Below are 17,781 nucleotides of genomic sequence, written 5' to 3' on the forward strand. Positions count from 1 at the left end.
GCTATAGCCAAAAGGAGTACACGTTTCCGTGGCTGAAGAACACGCATATGGTGCTAGTTCCATTACCATCCTGGAGGGCCTCGAAGCCGTCCGTAAGCGTCCGGGTATGTACATCGGTTCCACCGGCGTACGCGGTCTCCATCACCTGATTTGGGAGGTCGTGGATAACTCGGTCGATGAGGCCATGGCTGGTTATGCCTCCAAGGTCGTCGTCAAGCTGCTCGCCGATGGCGGCGTTGAGGTCATCGATGATGGCCGCGGCATCCCTGTGGAGATGCACGCCTCCGGCGCACCAACCGTCCAGGTTGTCATGACCCAGCTGCACGCTGGCGGTAAGTTCGACTCCGATTCCTACGCAGTCTCCGGTGGTCTGCACGGCGTCGGCATCTCCGTTGTGAATGCTTTGTCTACTCGCGTTGAGGCAGAGATCAAGCGCAACGGCAAGCACTGGTATCAGAACTTCTCTAACGCCATCCCAGATGAGTTGGTGGAAGGCGGCAATGCGCGCGGTACCGGTACTACGATCCGTTTCTGGGCCGATCCAGAGATCTTCGAGACCACGGATTATGACTACCAGACCATCGCACGCCGCTTGCAGGAGATGGCCTTCCTGAACAAGGGCCTGACCATCGAGCTTATCGACGAGCGCGTTACCGAGGAGCAGCTCGAGCTCGAGGCAATTGCCGACGCCGAATCCGGCGAGACCGCCCTGGACGCTGAGTCCTTTGACGACGTCGACGTCGATTCCGAAGCAGACGGCCCGAGCGAGGACAAGCCGGCAAAGAAACTGCAGAAGAAGGTTGTCTACCACTACCCAGACGGCCTGATTGACTACGTCAAGCACCTCAACAAGACCAAGACCGCCATCCACCCCACCATCGTCGCTTTCGACGTCAAGGGCGAGGATCACGAAGTCGAGGTCGCTCTGCAGTGGAACCAGGGCTATAAGGAGTCCGTCCACACCTTCGCCAACACCATCAACACCCATGAGGGTGGTACCCACGAAGAGGGCTTCCGTGCAGCGCTGACCTCCTTGATGAACCGCTACGCCAAGGAGCACAAGCTGGTCAAGGAGAAGGACGGCAACCTCTCCGGCGATGACTGCCGTGAGGGTCTTTCTGCCGTCATTTCCGTCAAGGTCAGTGACCCACAGTTCGAGGGCCAGACCAAGACCAAGCTCGGCAACTCTGAGATTAAGGGCTTCGTCCAGCGCGCCGTCAACGAGCACGTCAACGACTGGTTCGATGCCAACCCGGCAGAGGCAAAAGCGATTATCAACAAGGCCGTTTCCTCCGCGCACGCACGCGTCGCAGCGCGTAAGGCCCGCGAGATGGTGCGCCGTAAGTCCGCCACCGACTTGGGCGGCCTGCCCGGCAAGCTTGCCGATTGCCGTTCTAAGGATCCGAAGATCTCCGAGCTTTACATCGTGGAGGGTGACTCCGCAGGCGGCTCCGCAAAGGCCGGCCGTGACTCCATGTTCCAGGCAATCCTGCCGCTGCGCGGCAAGATCCTGAACGTGGAGAAGGCACGCATGGATAAGGTTCTAAAAAACGCCGAGGTCCAGGCGATCATCACCGCTTTGGGCACCGGTATCCACGAAGAATTCGACATCTCCAAGCTGCGCTACAACAAGATCGTGCTGATGGCCGACGCTGACGTTGACGGCCAGCACATCGCGACGTTGCTGTTGACCCTGCTCTTCCGCTTCATGCCGCAGCTGGTTGAGGATGGCCACGTCTACCTGGCTAATCCGCCGCTGTACAAGCTCAAGTGGGCAAAGGGCCAGCCGGGCTATGCCTTCTCCGACGCCGAGCGCGACAAGCTGCTGGCAGAAGGCCTCGAAGCTAATCGCAAGATCAACAAGGACGATGGCATCCAGCGCTACAAGGGCCTGGGTGAGATGAACGCATCCGAGCTGTGGGAGACCACACTCGACCCAACCACCCGTATCCTGCGCCGCGTGGATCTGGAAGACGCACAGCGCGCCGACGAGCTCTTCTCCATCCTGATGGGTGACGATGTCTCGGCTCGCCGCTCCTTCATTACCCGCCGCGCGAAGGACGTTCGCTTCCTGGACGTGTAAAGCCAAAGGCTTTACACGAGCCAGAAAAAACTTGCGCCCTGCACTTCCTCGAATGGGAGAGCAGGGCGCTTTCTGTAATTTGGCCTTAGATGTCCAAATCGATGCCGTGCAGGGTGACCGTCTCAGAAAGATCGGCGCGGCCCGGCTCTACGTTGAACACGGGGCTGTCTTCGTCCGCCTTACCGAAGGCGATGGCGACGACCATCTTCTGCTCCTCATCAATGCCGAGGAACTCGCGGGTGGTCGGCGCCATGAGCGAAATCATGCCCAAAGGGGTTCCGTAATAACCGTGGGCACGCAGGGAAAGCAAGAAGTTTTCTGCATAAGTGCCCTGATCGAAGGCAGCACGAATGCGATCGCCCATTGGTGGGATATGAAGAAGTGCTGCGTGCGGGGCGCCAAAGAAGCGGAGGTTTTCGCGCACGAACTCGGTGCGGCCCTCCTTATCCTCACGGGCGATTCCTAGGATGCCGTACATTTTCTTTGCCAGCTCAATGGAACGGGAAGGGTGCACGCCCTCGCCGTAGTCCAAGGTGAAATCCGGGTTGATGCCGTTTTCATTGAACTCGGAGATGAGCGCATCAGAAAGCTCGCGGAGCTTCTCACCGCTAACCACGTGCACGTCCCATGGCTGCGTATTGGAATTAGACGGTGCAGACTGGGCGTCGATAAGCACCTGCTTAATAACCTCTGCCGGAACTGGTTCTGGTAGGTAGGCGCGGGCGGAGTGGCGGCTGCGGATGAATTCAGAATAGTTATTGCTTGAAGTCATGCGCGCCAGACTACACCTTCTTACATATGGGGTTACATATGCTTTTGCAAAATGCGCGCGAGCTCCGGAATCTGGGGCTCAATAATTTTGGCGATCTTGCTGCGTAGGGAGTTATAGGTCTTCACCAGCGCCGGATTATTTACCTGGTCTGCATTACGATCAGCCACACCCAAGATGGAATCTGCCACCTCTTTGTCGTTTCCGGCCAGGTAGGTGCCGAAATCCTCCTGCGGGGAGGTCTCGAACTCCTGCCAGTAGGATTCCATCTCGCCGAGGAGATCCGGCAGGGCGCGGTTGATCCCTTTTGAGACGATGTCGGCGTCGACCTTCTTCGCCGCGGCCACCGCGCCCTTGATGGCCATGCCGGTGATGCCGGATTGTTCGGAGACAGTGTTATCGACCAAGGAAACAAGCGCGGTGACAACGCTGGTGCGGGTTGGCTCTTCCAGGAGCTGGGAAAGATTAGACATGGCAGTAATCTTACTGAAACCCGAATGCGGCAATTAGCCCTTCAGAGCAGCAATCTGATCTGCAAGTTGGGTTAAGCCATTGTCACGAGCAAGACGCTCGAGGTCGAGGTTCGGGACGCCCTGGGTAAGAAGTGCCGGAGCGAAATCGGTCACCAGCTTGAAAATAAGCGCGGCGCCAGCGACGGAACCGCCGATGATGATGCCCAAATCGAGTGGGGAAGAGCCGGTGAGAGAGGAAGTTTCCTTGCCTTGCTTGAAATCAGGATTGACCTGGTTTTCCCAGGTGTTGGTGGTCTCAGGGGTGCTGGAGGCGGCGGTTGCGGCTGGGGTGACAGCGGTGCTTAGGGATACTGCTACTACGCCCGCAGCGATGGCTTTCTTCAGAGACATGTCTTCCTTTCCTACGCGTTGCATTGACGCTTCAGTCATTCCTCAAGGCCAAGCCGCGCGGATATTCGAGGGAATAGTTAAGTGTTACCAGCTATAACTTACATAACTCGGGCAACAAAGGATAGGTCAGCGCAGGCTAAGACGTGATTCCGTCTCCATGAATACTCGGGCGCTAAGTGCTGCGAAGGCGCGGTTGTGCTTATTAAGGGCTGGATAAGCCACCAATATCTGCTGCATCGCATGAGCTGCTTGCTGCCGGTTTGCGTGGACGGGGATGCCATCAATTTGGGCATTTGAGACGCTCGCGGCGGCAACTAAAGCGCCAAAGTTAGTCACCGTGGTTTTGTGTTGCGCGCAGAATTCGCGCGCGATGAGAAGGAGCTGCTCTGCAGTCATGGGCGAGCCCTGCGGATTTCTGCCTCGAGCTCGGCGCGGCCGGGCAGGAGCTGGCGTGCGGCGTCTTGGACCGCGGCGTCGGAAAGCGTGCGCGCCGCAGCCGCCACAACTGCACGCACCACCGCCTCGTGCTTGGAGGTGCCTTGCGCGGAGGCCAGGAGGGTCAGCGCATGATCCTGTTCCGCTGTAAGACGAAGAGTCATAGCCATGGCACGATGGTATCACCGCGGTATCACTAGCGCGGCGCAGACGGCGGGAGAGGGGCGCAGAGGGTAGAATTTGCCGTTATGAGTGACCAAAATGACGATCTCTTTGATCGTATTCAACCGATTGATATCAACGAGGAGATGGAGTCGAGTTACATCGACTACGCCATGTCCGTCATCGTCGGCCGTGCTCTGCCAGAGGTACGCGACGGCCTGAAGCCGGTGCACCGCCGCATCCTGTACGCGATGTTCGACTCCGGCTACCGCCCCGAGCGCGGCTACGTGAAGTCCGCTCGCCCGGTCTCGGACACCATGGGTCAATTCCACCCGCACGGTGACTCCGCAATCTATGACACGTTGGTGCGCTTGGCGCAGTCCTGGAACATGCGCTACCCGCTGGTCGACGGCCAGGGTAACTTCGGTTCCCGCGGCAACGACGGCCCAGCGGCAATGCGTTACACCGAGTGCCGCATGACCCCGCTGGCCATGGAGATGGTCCGTGACATTCGCGAAAACACCGTCGATTTCTCCCCGAACTACGACGGTAAGACCCAGGAACCGGACATCCTGCCTTCCCGCGTTCCGAACCTGCTGATGAACGGCTCCGGCGGTATCGCCGTCGGCATGGCCACGAACATCCCGCCGCACAACCTCAACGAGCTGGCTGAGGCTATCTTCTGGCTGCTGGATAACCCAGAGGCTTCCGACGAAGAGGCGCTGGCAGCCTGCATGGAACGCGTGAAGGGTCCGGACTTCCCAACCGCCGGCCTCATCGTTGGTGACCAGGGCATCAAGGATGCTTACACCACCGGCCGCGGCTCTATCCGTATGCGCGGTGTGACCTCCATCGAGGAGTCTGGCTCCCGCCAGACCATCGTCATTACCGAGCTGCCGTACCAGGTTAACCCGGATAACATGATCTCCAACATCGCGGAGTCTGTTGCCAATGGCAAGATCGCCGGTATCTCCAAGATTGAGGACGAGTCCTCCGACCGAGTTGGCATGCGCATCGTGGTCACCCTGAAGCGCGATGCCGTCGCTCGCGTCGTGCTCAACAACCTCTACAAGCACTCCCAGCTGCAGACCTCCTTCGGCGCCAATATGCTCTCCATCGTCGATGGCGTGCCGCGCACCCTGCGCCTGGACCAGATGCTGCGCTACTACGTTGCGCACCAGATCGAGGTCATCGTTCGCCGTACCCAGTACCGCCTGGATGAGGCCGAAAAGCGCGCCCACATCCTGCGTGGTTTGGTCAAGGCCCTCGATATGCTCGACGAGGTCATCGCGCTTATCCGCCGTTCCCCAACGGTCGACGAAGCGCGAGAAGGGTTGAAGGAGCTTCTCGACGTCGATGATGTACAGGCAGACGCCATCCTCGCGATGCAGCTGCGTAAGCTGGCAGCCCTGGAGCGCCAGAAGATCATTGACGAGTTGGCTGAGATCGAAGAGATCATTGCTGACCTCAAGGACATCCTCGCCCGCGAGGAACGCCAGCGTCAGATTGTCCACGACGAGCTCGCTGAGATCGTTGAAAAGTACGGCGATGAGCGCCGTACCCAGATCGTGGCCGCTTCTGGCGACGTCACCGACGAGGATCTTATCGCCCGCGAGAACGTGGTCGTCACGATCACCTCCACTGGCTACGCAAAGCGCACCAAGGTTGATGCCTACAAGGCGCAGAAGCGCGGCGGCAAGGGCGTGCGCGGTGCGGAACTCAAGCAGGACGACATCGTCAAGAACTTCTTTGTCTGTTCCACACACGACTGGATCCTCTTCTTCACCAACTTTGGCCGTGTTTACCGCCTCAAGGCTTATGAGCTGCCGGAGGCAGGCCGTACCGCACGTGGTCAGCACGTGGCTAACCTGCTGGAGTTCCAGCCGGAGGAGAAGATCGCACAGGTCATTCAGATTCAGTCCTACGAGGACGCTCCTTACCTCGTCTTGGCCACCAAGCAGGGCCGCGTCAAAAAGTCCCGCCTCACCGATTACGAGTCCGCACGTTCTGCCGGTCTAATCGCCATCAACCTCAACGAGGGTGATGCGCTCATCGGCGCGTCCCTCGTCGACGAAGGCGATGACATCCTGCTGACCTCTGAGCAGGGCCAGGCCATCCGCTTCACCGCTGACGACGACCAGCTGCGCCCGATGGGCCGTGCTACCGCCGGTGTGAAGGGCATGCGCTTCCGCGACGATGACCAGCTTTTGTCCATGTCCGTGGTTCACGATGGCGAGTACCTGCTGGTTGCCACCTCCGGCGGCTACGGCAAGCGCACCGCTATCGAGGAGTACACGCCACAGGGCCGCGGTGGCTTGGGCGTTATGACCTTCAAGTACACCCCGAAGCGCGGCAAGCTCATCGGCGCTATCTCCGTCGATGAGGAAGACGAGATCTTCGCTATCACCTCCGCTGGGGGCGTCATCCGCACCGAGGTAGGCCAGATTCGTCCTTCCTCCCGCGCCACCATGGGCGTGCGCCTGGTCAACCTCTCCGACGACGTCGAATTGCTTGCAATCGACCGCAACGTTGAGGACGATGGTGAGGAAGACGCTCAGGCTGTGGCCAAGGGCGAGAAATCCGTTGAGGACGTTCAGCAGGAACACCTCAAGGTTGCGGATTCCAAGAACGCAGCAGATAGCGAGGAGTAATCCATGGCAAGACGAGACGTAACCCTTACGCGGATCTCACCGATTTCGGCCTTCCGCGTGGGCTTGGCGATGTCCCTCGTCGGGCTTATCGCATGGCTGCTTGCTGTGTGCCTGCTTTACTTCGGCCTCGATCAGGCGGGAATCTGGGATTCCCTCAACAGCCTAGTCGGCGGAGTGGGCGGCGCCTTCGAAGTGACCTTCGGTGTGGTCTTGTCTATCTCTGCTCTCTTCGGCGCAATCGTGGCGGTGTTCAACATGCTGCTAGCGCCGCTGCTCGCGGTACTTTATAACGCCATCGTGGACGTCTTCGGTGGTTTCAAGCTGGGTATCCAGTCTGGTCATGGCTAAAGCCCGAGCCTGCTAGCCCACATCGAACCGGCATCGTCTTTTAGGTTCAAATTCTTAAGAGACGGTGCCGGTTTCGCTTTTTAAACAACCTGCTAAAACCTTGGCTGCGCTGGCGATTTGTGTATTTGCCGGATCGGTATGTAAAGTTACATCTCGTTCCGCACAGGGGCCTATAGCTCAGTCGGTTAGAGCGCATCGCTGATAACGATGAGGTCGCAAGTTCGATTCTTGCTAGGCCCACCACGGAACAATGGGGCATTAGCTCAATTGGTAGAGCATCTGCTTTGCAAGCAGAAGGTCAGGAGTTCGATTCTCCTATGCTCCACAGCCCGGAACCCGGCACCGTAATGGTGTCGGGTTCCTTTGTTGCTTCGGGGCGTGCACCGTTCCTGACACGGGGCTAAGTAGCAAAATTTCGTTATTTCTAGTCCTCGGAAATGGTGTTGTTGCTGGTGACCGAGAATGTGCACACCCGCCTGCGACACTTAACTTATGACGATTTTGATTCTCGAAGTTTTCCTAGCTCTGCCGGTGCTTGTCGCGGTGTTTGCCATGAGCAGATCGGCCACGTGGAGTGTAAAGGTGGGCTGGGGTGCCGTCGCTGGCCTGTTCATCGTTCTTATGCTGTTGGCCTGGGCCGTTTTGCGGTTGCAATATTTCAGCGGCTTTGACGCACTTTGTCAGTCACGCCCTAGGGGCGCTGGAGGGTTGGTTTGTGGGGTAGTGCCCAGTTCAATTGGCGAAGGAGCATAATCAAGAAAAATGTCAACCCATGGTTGACTTGTTTAGTCTCCTGTCGGTAGACTACCGTTATGAAGCGAAACGCCGTCATCAAGAAATTGAAAGCGGAAGCTAAGCGGCGTGGTCTTGAATTTGAGGAAATCGCCCTATCGCGCCATGACGCTTATCGGGTAGGCAGCACAACCCGAACCTTAGGTAGGCACCGTGAGATTGACGATGTGACAGTCAAGAAGTTTTTTGACCAATACGCCCAAGAATTAGGGAAAGGCTGGTGGAGGTAATGACCACGACATACACAGTAACCGCAGAACGTGGAACCAGCGGAGTATGGGTGCTCGAATGCGCCGAACTAGGGGCAGTGTCTCAAACTAAGCGGCTGGCTAATGCTGCCGACGAGATGCGCGAAGCACTGGCCTACCAGGCAGGCCTAGACCCAGACGAACTCAACATTATTGTTGATGTTGTTCTTCCACCGGACCTTGCGGAAATGAAAGCTCGCGCCGAAAAAGAACGCGAAGAAGCGGCACGACTGGCCGCTGCAGCACAGGCAAGCACTCATGACCTCGCTGTTGCAATGAGAAACGCTGGAATGACCGTACGAGATATGGGAACAGTCCTCGGCGTGTCTTACCAGCGCGCTCAAAAGCTCGCAGCATCCTAAAAGGAGGACATCATACTGAAAACGAAAGTTGCCCAGCACGCGCATGATACACACGCGTACTGGGCGTTTTTATCGGCCGGTGGACTCGTGTGCGTTAGCCGCGCGTGACGGTGGGCTTGCAAGGTAGTCCCCAGTTGGTGGTGTGGGCAGCGTTAAACGGCTCGGCCTGGTCGAGGATCTGGTGTCCCATCTTGGCCGCTTCGTGTCCGAAATGTTTGTTCAGCATCTGTCCGGTGGCGGTCGCGTCGAGTTCTTCGCGGTTGAGAAAGTCTGGAACGGTGATGTCCTCATGCTCGGCGGGCTGGTCTTTAAATAGGCCAGTAAACTCACGGGTGGCAGTACTTAAGTTTACTCTCGTGTTTGATGGAAGTTACTGGACGACTACACCAAGGAGCACGTGACCAAACCGGTGGTGGCCAACATTGCTGGTTTTACCGCGCCGGAGGGCAAAACCATGGGGCACGCAGGAGCGATTGTCTCTGGAGGATCCGGAACCGCAGAGGGCAAGAAGGCTGCGTTAGAGGAGGCCGGCGTGAAGGTCGGCAAAACCCCGAGCCAGGCGGCGCAGCTTCTCCGGGAAGCGCTGAAATCTGCCTAGCAGATGCTTAACAAATAAAGCTTCATTGCTAGAATTAATTTCATGACCGAGAAGGATAAGAAGTGGCTCGATGAGGAGGAACTCGCTTCCTTTGTATCCCTCATGGGAGTCACCATCCGCTTAACCAACATTCTGGATGCCCAGCTGCGTGACGACGCCGGCTTGAGCTTCTTCGAGTACACCGTTCTGTCTCGTCTTTCTGAGTCGGAGAATCGTGAGATGCGCATGCGCGACCTTGCGTACACGGCGAACGGCTCGCTCTCACGGCTTAGCCAGGTGGTCACGCGCTTGGAGAAGCAAGGTTGGGTTACGCGCCGTCCAGATCCGAATGATGGCCGCACCACGCTGGCGCAGCTTACCGACGCTGGCTGGGACAAGGTTGTCGCCACCGCGCCTGGGCACGCCGCCCAGGCGCGTCGTTCCGTGATGGACAACCTCACTCGCACGCAGGTGCGCCAGCTCAACCAGATCAACGATCGCATCCTCGCGGCCATCGAGAGCGATGAACGCTACGGCGGGCGTTACTAGGCCTTATTAGCTCGGCGGCAGGCCTCTGCGCGCCGAGACGGTCTTGTCGAAAGGAATCCAAAAGCGCAATGGCGCTTGTTTATTCTTGCTGATGCCAATTCGCGGCCCGCAGACCCACTCCGGCTCTTGCTCACGATCGGTGAGTTGAATTGGCGTGCCGTTATCTTCCAGCGTGAATCCCAGTGCTTTTCCGAGGTTTCCCGGCCCACGGGCGAGGTTATGGAAGTCGGTGGTGCCGCGGCGTCGGAAAGCGAGCTCGGTACCTTCGGTGACCTCGCCTCCGCGTAGCAGACATCCTTGGCCCGTGTCCTCCGGGGCGCACACGATGTTGCCGTTGCGGTGGATGCCATAGGAGGCATAGACGTAAAGGCGCCCGGGCGGGCCGAACATCGTGGCGTTGCGCGGGGTTGGGCCGTTGTACGTGTGCGCGGCGGGGTCTTTGGCGCCGAGGTAGGCCTCGACTTCCGTCAGGCGGATGCTGACGCCGTTGAAGGTGAGAGTTGCCCCCAAGAGTTGGGGCGCAACGACATCTGCGGGGGCCGAGAAATCAATCATTAGCCCCGAGAGTAGTACTGCTTGCCCGGCTGTGGGTTGGGGACAAGGGTATCGAGGCTGACCGGCTCGAGGCCCTTGGCGCGCAGGCCGTCGATGACGCAGCTGGCAGCATTAACCGTGGTGGCGTGGATATCGTGCATGAGGATGATGCCGCCCGGCTGCGCGCCGCTGACTGCAGCGCTGCATACGTGCTCGGAGTTGCGGTCCTTCCAGTCCAGCGTGTCCACGGACCACATGGCCTCGGCTTGGCCGTTGGCTTTGGCCGCGGCGTCGACAGTGCCGTTTGTGGCGCCGTACGGTGGGCGTAGCCAACGAGGGCTCTGGCCGGTTGCTGCCTTGATGGCGCCGGCACCCGCCTTGATTTCCCCGTCTATGTCGCCGGCGGCGAGCTTGTTCAGTTCGCGGTGCGTGTTGGTGTGGTTGCCGATGGTATGCCCCTCTGCCTGCATGCGGCGCAGCAGCTCTGGGTGGGCTGTGGCGTTAGGGGCGAGCACCATGAAGCTGGCGTGTGCGTGTTTTTCGCGCAAGGTGTCGAGCAGCTGGTTGGTTAGGGTGCTGGGGCCGTCGTCGTAGGTGATGGCGACGCAGTTGGAGCAGTCAGACTTTTGCGTCGGTGCAGGTGCTGGTCTTGGGGTGCGCTTTTGCGGCGCAGGTTTCGAAGAACCGAGCTCTGGTGGCAAGGAGTTTAGGAAGTCGTTATTGAGTTTCTCGGCTTCTTGCTGGAGGTTCGGCAGCTGCATCTGCGGCAAGTTGGGGACCGGGAAGGGCGATGCCGGCGCTGCGTGGGCTGAGACTGGAAGTGCGGCGGTAAGTAAGAGTGCAGCGGTAGCGGCAGCGAGGCGGCGCATGCAAAAGCCTTTCTAACGAGGGTGTTTCTGTTCCTAGATTATGGTCACCGCCGTTTCTAAAAACCGTAGTGACACGCAACCAGAGTGAAAAGAGTTAACTACTGCGACTGATGGGACTCCCGGCCGGGCCAGCGATTTTCTTTCTGCGATACCCCTGGGGTAGCATTAAACGCACTGGGGCATTAGCTCAATTGGTAGAGCATCTGCTTTGCAAGCAGAAGGTCAGGAGTTCGATTCTCCTATGCTCCACAGCCCAGAAACCCGGCACCATTCGGTGCCGGGTTTCGTCGTTCCTGCGTTGCCCTCGGCCCGCCGCTTCCGAGACTCGCTTCTGCATCCCCCACAAAGGGAGCCAAGCAAAGGGACCACCCTCGAAGAGAGGAGAAATGAAGGAGAGAAGGGGAGGAAGCAGCGCGATCAGCTTTGCGTCGGCTTGAAGCGTTTCACCAACACAATGTGGCCTTCCGCCTCATCGACGGGCTCGAAGCCTAAGTGCAGGTAGAGGCGATGGGCGCGTTCGTTTGCTATCGCTACCGAGAGGGAGACACCAGGGGCTCCTTTCTCGCGGGCGAGGTTGGTGGCGGCGTCGAGAAGCAGTGTACCCACGCCCTGGCCGCGGAAGCGCGGCTCGACGGCGAGTGCGAACTCAGGGATTCCTTCGGCGACGTGGCCGTACCCATGGCGATCCTTAGTTCCCCAGTTCAGCCAGACTCCACCGGCCGGAATGGCTCCTGACCAAGCAATGAACCCGCCGCGAGAAGGATTCCAGCCGCGCAGATAGTAATCAAAGTCGGCCTCGAATTGCGGGGTGAGTTCTTTGTGCTCATCGCCGAAAGTGTCAGTGAGGAAGTTTAGTCGTGCCAAGTAAGTACGGTCTGCTTCGGTGAGATGGCGCAGTTCGAAATCAGGCATGGTGGCCAGCCTAGTGGCCGTGCTCCCATTGCGCATAAGCCTTGGCATAGCGGCCGCCGAGCGCCATGAGGGAGGCGTGGTCGCCGTCTTCGACGATTTCTCCTTGCTCCATCACGATGATGCGGTCCGCCTCACGAGCCTGGTCCAAGCGGTGCGCCACTACTAGGCAGGTACGCCCGCGGGTGACGGCCCGGGCAGCTTCCTCAAGCACGGCGGCGTGTTCAGAGCCGGCCTCTGAGGTGGCCTCATCCATGATGAGCACCGGCGGCTGCCGCAGCACCATGCGCGCCAGCGAGATCTGTTGGGCGGCTTCGGCGCCCATCTCCTCGTTGCCGGCGCCGATGCGGGTATCGAGGCCGTCAGGCAGCCAGCGCGAGTCTTCCGTCAATCCCACCTCGTGTAGGGCTGCCCATAGCTCTGCGTCGCTGGCAGTAGGTCGCGCGAGCAGAAGATCCTCGCGCAGCGTGCCGGAGAAGAGGTGGACTTCCTGCGTAATCAGCGCGACGTGCTCGGTCACCCAGGTATTGGGCACTGTTGCGGTGTCGACGTTGTCAAGGCGGATGCTGCCCGCAGTGGGGTATTGCAGCCCGGCCACCAGTGCGGCCAAGGTGGATTTGCCTGCACCTGAGGTGCCCACCAGCGCGGTCGTGGTGCCGGCCGTCAGTGTGAGGCTAATGCCGTCTAAGACCTTGGCGCCGCCGGGGTAGGAGTAGCTCACGGCGTCGATATGCACCGCGGGGGCTTGCCCAAGCGGCGCTACTTCCTTGGTTGGCACGTCAGCGCCCAGCAGAGCCAGCGCTACAGCGCGGCCCAAGGAAGTTGCCGAATGCTGAATTTCCCCAGCGAAGAACAAGATGTTGAAAACGTGCATCTCTAGGCGCATGACCAGCAAGACCGCGGCCGTGGCCTGGCCTTGTGTGAGCCAACCCCAGGCCACCATGGGCACTGACATGGAGAGTGAACCGAGGAGCAGCACGCCGAAAGCAATGCTGCCTTGGCCGATGATGCGGTTGATAAGCGGCACCTTATCGCCCCAGGCCTGCACGGTATTCCAAGAATAGTTCTCCATGCGGCGCGTGGCCCAGCCGTCGAGGCGGAAAATCCGGAGGGTCTCCAATGCGCGAATGGTATCGAGCAAGACGTTGTTGCGGCGGGCCTCTACGGTGGAGACGGCATTGGCCACGGCGGGGATATCGCGAATCGTTCCCTTGATAAACGGATACATCACGGCGGCTGCGAGCATGCACAGCAAAAGGTAAGCCGGGTGGATGAAAGCCATGGTTAGGAAAGTAAGCGGCAGAATGAAGATGGTGACGGCAAGGCGCTCACCCATCATGGCCACTGCCGTGACCACGGTGTCGATGTCCTTAGACAAGCGCGTGATCACGTTGCCGGTTCCCAGCTCCATCACGCGCGGCACGGGAGCGCGCAGCACCGAGTCGAGAGCTGCGGTACGCAGATCCACAGCCAGTCGGCGCGTGCGGGCGTTGATGAGATAGCCGCCGAGCGCCCGGCCGCTGACCTCAACGAGGAGGCAGGCTGCGATGATCCATAGTGCAGCAATCATCGCCTTGCGCCCAGAGCCAATCACAGGGACTTCGCCACCCTGGATGATATCCACGAGGCGGCCGAGTACCTGCGAGCCCAGGTTCATCATCAGGATGGTCAGAGTGAAGATGCCGAATACCAGCGCCAGCTTCGCCTTCGACGGTGCGGAAGGCAGCGTGCGAAGGAACTGCCAGGACTCACGGGCGGAGGCAGGAGCTAGGGCATCTGCTGCGGGTTTACTCATAGTTCTAGCACCTCCTTCGCGTTAGCCGCCCACGTCGACGCGCCGCTGATTACGACGGTGATCTGGTCCTTGCGCAAGCACGCCACGCGCTCAGCTACCGTCGCGAGTGTTAGCGAATCCAAGCCCGTAGTGGGGTTATCAAGCACCAAGATTTCTGGGTCCGCGGCAAGCGCGCGGGCAAGCGCAACGCGTTGGCGTTGACCGCCCGATAGGTTCAGTCCAGCCTCCCCAATGGGAGCATCCGGCAAGGCGCCATTGTCATCGAAGCCACCGAGACGAGTGACAATGTCCTCGCAGGCCGCGGCCTCAAGCGCCGCGCGAACCTGCGATGCCGGGATGTTGCCGAGCGGATTGATGTTATCGGCCAGCGTTCCCTCCAGCACGGAAATCCGGTGCGGCGGGCACAGGGCGCCGTGGGCAGAAAGGCGGGATATGGTGGCGTCGACAAGCGCGCGCCCTTTGGTGGTCTCCGGTACCCAGACCTGCAAGCCAGGGCTTAAGGAAAGCGCATCGCCGTGCTTTGCGACGTCGCCTTTATCCAGGTCCTCCAGCAACTCACCGATGCGCTCCACGGAGGCCTGGGCCCGCGCCCACGCCTCGGTGAGATGGCCCAGCGCGATCCCAAGGACGTTGAGCGCCGGTGGGGCGAGCATCGTGATACTCATCATCCCACCTGGGGAAATATTGCCCAGGTACATCTGCCATGAGGTCCATGCGAGCAGACCGATGGTAAACGCGGTGGGTACCATCTGACGCAACCAGTTCAACCAGACGCTAAGCCTTAGCTCGCGCAGCATTGCGTCGAGGGCGGTGTGTGCAGCGGTGCCAAAGCGTTGCTTGGCCACCTCGTTAGCGCCTAGACCTTTAATAACGCGGGAGCCCTGCGCGTAGTCCGTTGCGAGCGAAAGCGCCGTGTTTTCCTTGTGGCGGCGGGCTGCCGCCACTCTCGTCAACGGTTTTGCGGTGGCCCAAGATACCGCCGCGGTGACGACGGCACCTATCAAAAGCACGATGGAAACCACGGACGAGATCGGCGCTAGGCTGAAAATCGCGCCCAGCAGATAGCCCACCATGGTCAGCGGAAAGTTGAGCACCTGCTTGAGCTGGCCGATGTAATGGGAATCCTCGTCCATCGTGTTGAGCAGGCGGCCTGGGTTAAGTCCGGAGGTAGAAGAGCGGAGCAGCTTCTCCAGCAGCCCGAGCCGCAGCGTATGCGTGGTGCGGGCCTGGCTGAGATCGGTGAAGGCATCCGCGGTGGCCTCGGCGAGATAGACGATGAAAAGCAGCAGTGCGGTCAACGCCACTGGAATGGCGAGCGTGCGCCAGGAAGGGTCGCTGAATGCGTATTGCGTGGCTTGGCCAATGACCACGGAGACAAGCGCACCCAATGGCGCGTTGATGGCGGCGGAGATGAGAATGCCGGCCACGCCCACCGGCTGCGCAAAGAGCAGGCGCCGGGTTGCGCTGCGGGGTTTAGACCAATTGGTGGTTTCGGTGAGAGAGGTCTCCCCGGCGGGTGGCTGGCTTGGCAGGTACCAAGACCAGGTTTTCATGCGAGGATAGACAGTCATAGCTGCTTATCCTATAAGAAAAGGCTGCCTTCCTTTGCTCGGATTATCCGGAAAGAAAGGCAGCCTTAGCAGGTTTTATGCTCTGCAGGTTTTATGCAAGGTGGTAATTCGATACGTCGTATCCAGAGAACTCGCGTTCGATACCGTTGTCATCAACAGAACGGAAGATAGTGCCGTTCTCAATTGCAAAGCGGAGATTGTCAACACGATGTGAAGGATCCCCGCTGACGGAGCCGGCTGGGAAGTAGTAGGTCGCTCCGCTTTTGAGCTTGACAATGAGAGACTCGAAGCTCATTTACTCTCCTTGAGATAGGTTCGAAATACTCAAGAATTCAATCAGCTCTAGGTCTCTTAATCAAAGAATTGAGATCAAGACAACTTGAGTGCTACCCCCTTGCTCGGGGGATATTACTACTCCTGCTCGTCAGTCTGCAGGCGGTGCTTGCCCTCATCCTCGCGGTCATCAGTGATGCGGGAGGTATCGGCCTCAGCGGCCGCAGCTTCTTCCTTGTGCTTTGCCAGCTGCTCATCGATGGAGCCCAGCAGCTCCTCATCGCGCTCGACGACGCCCTCTTCAGCGAGGTCGGAATCCTTCTTGAGGTCCTGCTCGGAGGTGGAGGTGTAGACCAAGGTGGAGCCCTCAGCCGCTGCGTCTGCGCCGCCACCGAAGTCCTCAACCCGAGGTGGAACCTCGGAGGGAGCTTCCTTGCGGATCTTGAAGAAGTAGTAAGCGCCGCCGGCAACTGCGGAGACAAGAGTCAGGACAAGAGCGAATGGCCAGAACTTGGAGCCCTTGTCTTCCTTGCGGAAGTTGACCTTCTTTGCCTTATTCAGCTTCTTTGCGCTCTGCTTCTGCGCCTTGTTTGCGGCCTTACGTGCAGCCTTGGATTGCTTCTTTGCCTGCTTCTTGGTCTTCTTCTGCACCTTCTTGGCATCCTTGCGAGCCTCTTCGAAGCGTTCAGATGCCTGCTTGCCAGCTTCCTGGCCGCGCTCCTTGAGCTCGGCGATGGTGCGCTCGAGACGCTCGTGGGCAGCCTGAGTTACAGCACCGGCGTTGCGGCGTGCCTCTGGGAAGAGATCCTTGCTGCGGCTTTCCGCACGTGCGGCGGCGCCTTCAAGGGCGGCATAAGCTTCGAGTTCTTTTTCCTCGCGGTAATCCTTGAAACGGCTCCACAGATTGTTCGCTAGACCGATGGAGGCGGAAATTGCGGTGGGGTTCATCCCAGATGCTCCTTAAATTAGTTTATGGTGCGCTTCACCCCAGCGTAGTGACGGCGCGAGGGCCCCGCCACTATAGCCATTAATCAGCCATTAATCCTTATGTGGATTTCCTAGCGTGTGAGGACGCGATCCGAAAGGATGCGCGCCACGCCAACGTTGCCGGAGTGGGTCAGGTGGTTGAAGAAGTTATGCGGCTCCGCAAACTCGTAGACGCCTCCCATCCAGCGCATGCCGGTCGGCGCACACATATTGTGGTCGATGGTGGCCGAACGTAGGTCAAAATAGTCCACATGATTTTCCTGGGCGGCCTGGAACATCGCATGGTTAACGTTGTCTTCGATGGTGCGTACGCTGCCCAGCGCGGAGAGGTTAGCGCCTAGGCCTGGGTTCTCTTTGATGCGGATTGGGCAAATGGAGCCGTTTGCCGCAGAGAAGGCTGGGTAGCCCACCAGGGTGATCTTGGCGTTCGGGGCGGCAGCGCGGATGCGGTTTATCTGATTGCGCATCGCGTTCTTATAAGCCGTGCGGTTCGGGTCAAGGATGAAGTTCGTGTTGACGACGTCATTGAAACCGAACTGGATCAGCACGTTGCGCGTGCCCGGGTTGAGGGTGTGGGTATCCACTGCGTGGTTAACTTGCTGGACAAAGTCCGAGCGCGGCGTGGAGCCAGCAGCGGTAGCGCCGGAGCAAGCGTAGTTGATGACGCGCTGGCCCGAGGCGCGGCCGAGCTCGCGGCCAACGTTGGATGCGCCCTGCGGGCAGCCCTGTGGGCTCGGAGCGCCTGGGTCGCTGCCGATCTTCATGGCGCTAGACAGCTCGGCAATGGGGGAGCCGATTTGATCGAAGGTGGGGTTGGCAAAAATAGAGTCGCCGAAGAGGACCGTCTCGGATTGCTGAGCTGATGCGGCTGCCGTTCCAAGAGCTGCGGTGGTTACTACTGCAGCGCAGACAGCAGAGAGCTTGGTCAAAATCTTATGTTTTTTCAAGAGAGAGCCTCGATGTCGTTTGCGTTTGGAGCTGGTCGCAACTTGTTTAAGAGAGGT

At 59.2% G+C, this 17,781-nt stretch carries 21 protein-coding genes, 3 tRNA genes and 1 pseudogene; 12 read left to right on the forward strand and 13 right to left on the reverse strand.

Going from position 1 to position 17,781, the window contains the following annotated elements; all coding sequences use genetic code 11:
- The first annotated feature begins 28 nt into the window (after window positions 1–28).
- The gene (gene gyrB, locus HMPREF3158_RS03485; RefSeq protein WP_070432485.1) at window positions 29–2,083 is read left to right on the forward strand and encodes a DNA topoisomerase (ATP-hydrolyzing) subunit B; all 2,055 of its coding nucleotides are present in this window, start codon (window positions 29–31) and stop codon (window positions 2,081–2,083) included.
- Between the two features lie 85 nt (window positions 2,084–2,168).
- On the opposite strand, the gene HMPREF3158_RS03490 is transcribed toward gyrB, so the two are convergent.
- The 5 genes from HMPREF3158_RS03490 to HMPREF3158_RS03510 form a co-directional block, all read right to left on the reverse strand.
- Window positions 2,169–2,855: a nitroreductase gene (locus HMPREF3158_RS03490; RefSeq protein WP_083291034.1), complete on the reverse strand. Its 687-nt coding sequence runs from the start codon at window positions 2,853–2,855 to the stop codon at window positions 2,169–2,171.
- A gap of 32 nt (window positions 2,856–2,887) precedes the next feature.
- On the reverse strand, window positions 2,888–3,325 hold the full coding sequence (locus HMPREF3158_RS03495) for a DUF6918 family protein (protein WP_062036503.1): 438 nt from the start codon (window positions 3,323–3,325) through the stop codon (window positions 2,888–2,890).
- A gap of 33 nt (window positions 3,326–3,358) precedes the next feature.
- The gene (locus HMPREF3158_RS03500; RefSeq protein WP_070497334.1) at window positions 3,359–3,715 is read right to left on the reverse strand and encodes a hypothetical protein; all 357 of its coding nucleotides are present in this window, start codon (window positions 3,713–3,715) and stop codon (window positions 3,359–3,361) included.
- A gap of 126 nt (window positions 3,716–3,841) precedes the next feature.
- Window positions 3,842–4,111, reverse strand: coding sequence for a hypothetical protein (locus HMPREF3158_RS03505; RefSeq protein WP_062036499.1), 270 nt, complete (start codon window positions 4,109–4,111; stop codon window positions 3,842–3,844).
- Complete coding sequence (locus HMPREF3158_RS03510; RefSeq protein WP_062036497.1) at window positions 4,108–4,320, reverse strand: hypothetical protein; 213 nt, start codon at window positions 4,318–4,320, stop codon at window positions 4,108–4,110. Before HMPREF3158_RS03510 ends, HMPREF3158_RS03505 begins: the two co-directional genes overlap by 4 nt.
- 78 nt (window positions 4,321–4,398) lie before the next feature.
- On the opposite strand from HMPREF3158_RS03510, the gene gyrA reads away from it, so the two are divergent.
- From gyrA to HMPREF3158_RS03555, 10 genes and pseudogenes are all read left to right on the forward strand, one after another.
- On the forward strand, window positions 4,399–6,963 hold the full coding sequence (gene gyrA / locus HMPREF3158_RS03515) for a DNA gyrase subunit A (RefSeq protein WP_062036489.1): 2,565 nt from the start codon (window positions 4,399–4,401) through the stop codon (window positions 6,961–6,963).
- A 3-nt stretch (window positions 6,964–6,966) separates the two neighbouring features.
- Complete coding sequence (locus tag HMPREF3158_RS03520; protein WP_062036487.1) at window positions 6,967–7,311, forward strand: DUF3566 domain-containing protein; 345 nt, start codon at window positions 6,967–6,969, stop codon at window positions 7,309–7,311.
- A 166-nt stretch (window positions 7,312–7,477) separates the two neighbouring features.
- Window positions 7,478–7,554: transfer RNA gene (locus HMPREF3158_RS03525), tRNA-Ile, on the forward strand.
- Window positions 7,555–7,563: 9 nt separating this feature from the next.
- Window positions 7,564–7,636 (forward strand) — tRNA-Ala (locus tag HMPREF3158_RS03530).
- 167 nt (window positions 7,637–7,803) lie between these two features.
- Window positions 7,804–8,064: a hypothetical protein gene (locus HMPREF3158_RS12870; RefSeq protein ID WP_070497336.1), complete on the forward strand. Its 261-nt coding sequence runs from the start codon at window positions 7,804–7,806 to the stop codon at window positions 8,062–8,064.
- A 59-nt stretch (window positions 8,065–8,123) separates the two neighbouring features.
- Window positions 8,124–8,333 (forward strand): hypothetical protein, encoded by a 210-nt coding sequence (locus tag HMPREF3158_RS03540; RefSeq protein ID WP_005325312.1) that lies wholly within the window; start codon window positions 8,124–8,126, stop codon window positions 8,331–8,333.
- Window positions 8,333–8,713, forward strand: a complete 381-nt coding sequence (locus tag HMPREF3158_RS03545; RefSeq protein WP_061925555.1) for a hypothetical protein — start codon at window positions 8,333–8,335, stop codon at window positions 8,711–8,713. Before HMPREF3158_RS03540 ends, HMPREF3158_RS03545 begins: the two co-directional genes overlap by 1 nt.
- A 142-nt stretch (window positions 8,714–8,855) precedes the next feature.
- Entirely contained in the window at window positions 8,856–9,029 is a 174-nt protein-coding gene (locus HMPREF3158_RS12875; RefSeq protein ID WP_158510289.1) for a hypothetical protein, read from the forward strand.
- Between the two features lie 63 nt (window positions 9,030–9,092).
- Window positions 9,093–9,311: pseudogene (locus HMPREF3158_RS03550) on the forward strand (succinate--CoA ligase subunit alpha); the annotation flags it as partial.
- 42 nt (window positions 9,312–9,353) lie between these two features.
- Window positions 9,354–9,839, forward strand: coding sequence for a MarR family winged helix-turn-helix transcriptional regulator (locus HMPREF3158_RS03555; protein WP_061925562.1), 486 nt, complete (start codon window positions 9,354–9,356; stop codon window positions 9,837–9,839).
- A gap of 6 nt (window positions 9,840–9,845) precedes the next feature.
- Here HMPREF3158_RS03555 and HMPREF3158_RS03560 read toward each other — a convergent pair whose 3' ends face one another.
- Together HMPREF3158_RS03560 and HMPREF3158_RS03565 are read right to left on the reverse strand one after the other, a co-directional pair.
- On the reverse strand, window positions 9,846–10,394 hold the full coding sequence (locus tag HMPREF3158_RS03560) for a DNA-3-methyladenine glycosylase (protein WP_070497338.1): 549 nt from the start codon (window positions 10,392–10,394) through the stop codon (window positions 9,846–9,848).
- On the reverse strand, window positions 10,394–11,242 hold the full coding sequence (locus HMPREF3158_RS03565; protein ID WP_070497340.1) for a polysaccharide deacetylase family protein: 849 nt from the start codon (window positions 11,240–11,242) through the stop codon (window positions 10,394–10,396). The genes HMPREF3158_RS03560 and HMPREF3158_RS03565 overlap by 1 nt, the downstream gene beginning before the upstream one ends.
- 176 nt (window positions 11,243–11,418) lie before the next feature.
- Here HMPREF3158_RS03565 and HMPREF3158_RS03570 point away from each other — a divergent pair.
- Window positions 11,419–11,491: transfer RNA gene (locus tag HMPREF3158_RS03570), tRNA-Ala, on the forward strand.
- Window positions 11,492–11,659: 168 nt separating this feature from the next.
- Here HMPREF3158_RS03570 and HMPREF3158_RS03575 read toward each other — a convergent pair.
- The 6 genes from HMPREF3158_RS03575 to HMPREF3158_RS03600 all read right to left on the reverse strand — a co-directional run bounded on the left by HMPREF3158_RS03575 (window position 11,660) and on the right by HMPREF3158_RS03600 (window position 17,724).
- Window positions 11,660–12,154, reverse strand: coding sequence for a GNAT family N-acetyltransferase (locus tag HMPREF3158_RS03575; RefSeq protein ID WP_062036478.1), 495 nt, complete (start codon window positions 12,152–12,154; stop codon window positions 11,660–11,662).
- 10 nt (window positions 12,155–12,164) lie between these two features.
- Window positions 12,165–13,946, reverse strand: a complete 1,782-nt coding sequence (locus HMPREF3158_RS13345) for an ABC transporter ATP-binding protein (RefSeq protein ID WP_070497341.1) — start codon at window positions 13,944–13,946, stop codon at window positions 12,165–12,167.
- A complete protein-coding gene (locus HMPREF3158_RS03585) occupies window positions 13,943–15,517 on the reverse strand; it encodes an ABC transporter transmembrane domain-containing protein (protein WP_070497343.1) in 1,575 nt (524 codons plus the stop codon). Before HMPREF3158_RS03585 ends, HMPREF3158_RS13345 begins: the two co-directional genes overlap by 4 nt.
- A 91-nt stretch (window positions 15,518–15,608) precedes the next feature.
- Window positions 15,609–15,812 (reverse strand): hypothetical protein, encoded by a 204-nt coding sequence (locus HMPREF3158_RS03590; protein WP_061925575.1) that lies wholly within the window; start codon window positions 15,810–15,812, stop codon window positions 15,609–15,611.
- Window positions 15,813–15,928: 116 nt separating this feature from the next.
- Window positions 15,929–16,738: a hypothetical protein gene (locus HMPREF3158_RS03595; RefSeq protein WP_061925579.1), complete on the reverse strand. Its 810-nt coding sequence runs from the start codon at window positions 16,736–16,738 to the stop codon at window positions 15,929–15,931.
- A gap of 110 nt (window positions 16,739–16,848) precedes the next feature.
- Window positions 16,849–17,724, reverse strand: a complete 876-nt coding sequence (locus HMPREF3158_RS03600; protein ID WP_160330566.1) for a GDSL-type esterase/lipase family protein — start codon at window positions 17,722–17,724, stop codon at window positions 16,849–16,851.
- Window positions 17,725–17,781: the final 57 nt, after the last annotated feature.

It is taken from the genome of Corynebacterium sp. HMSC06G04 (genome assembly GCF_001807365.1).
GTDB classification, from domain to species: Bacteria; Actinomycetota; Actinomycetes; order Mycobacteriales; family Mycobacteriaceae; genus Corynebacterium; species Corynebacterium simulans.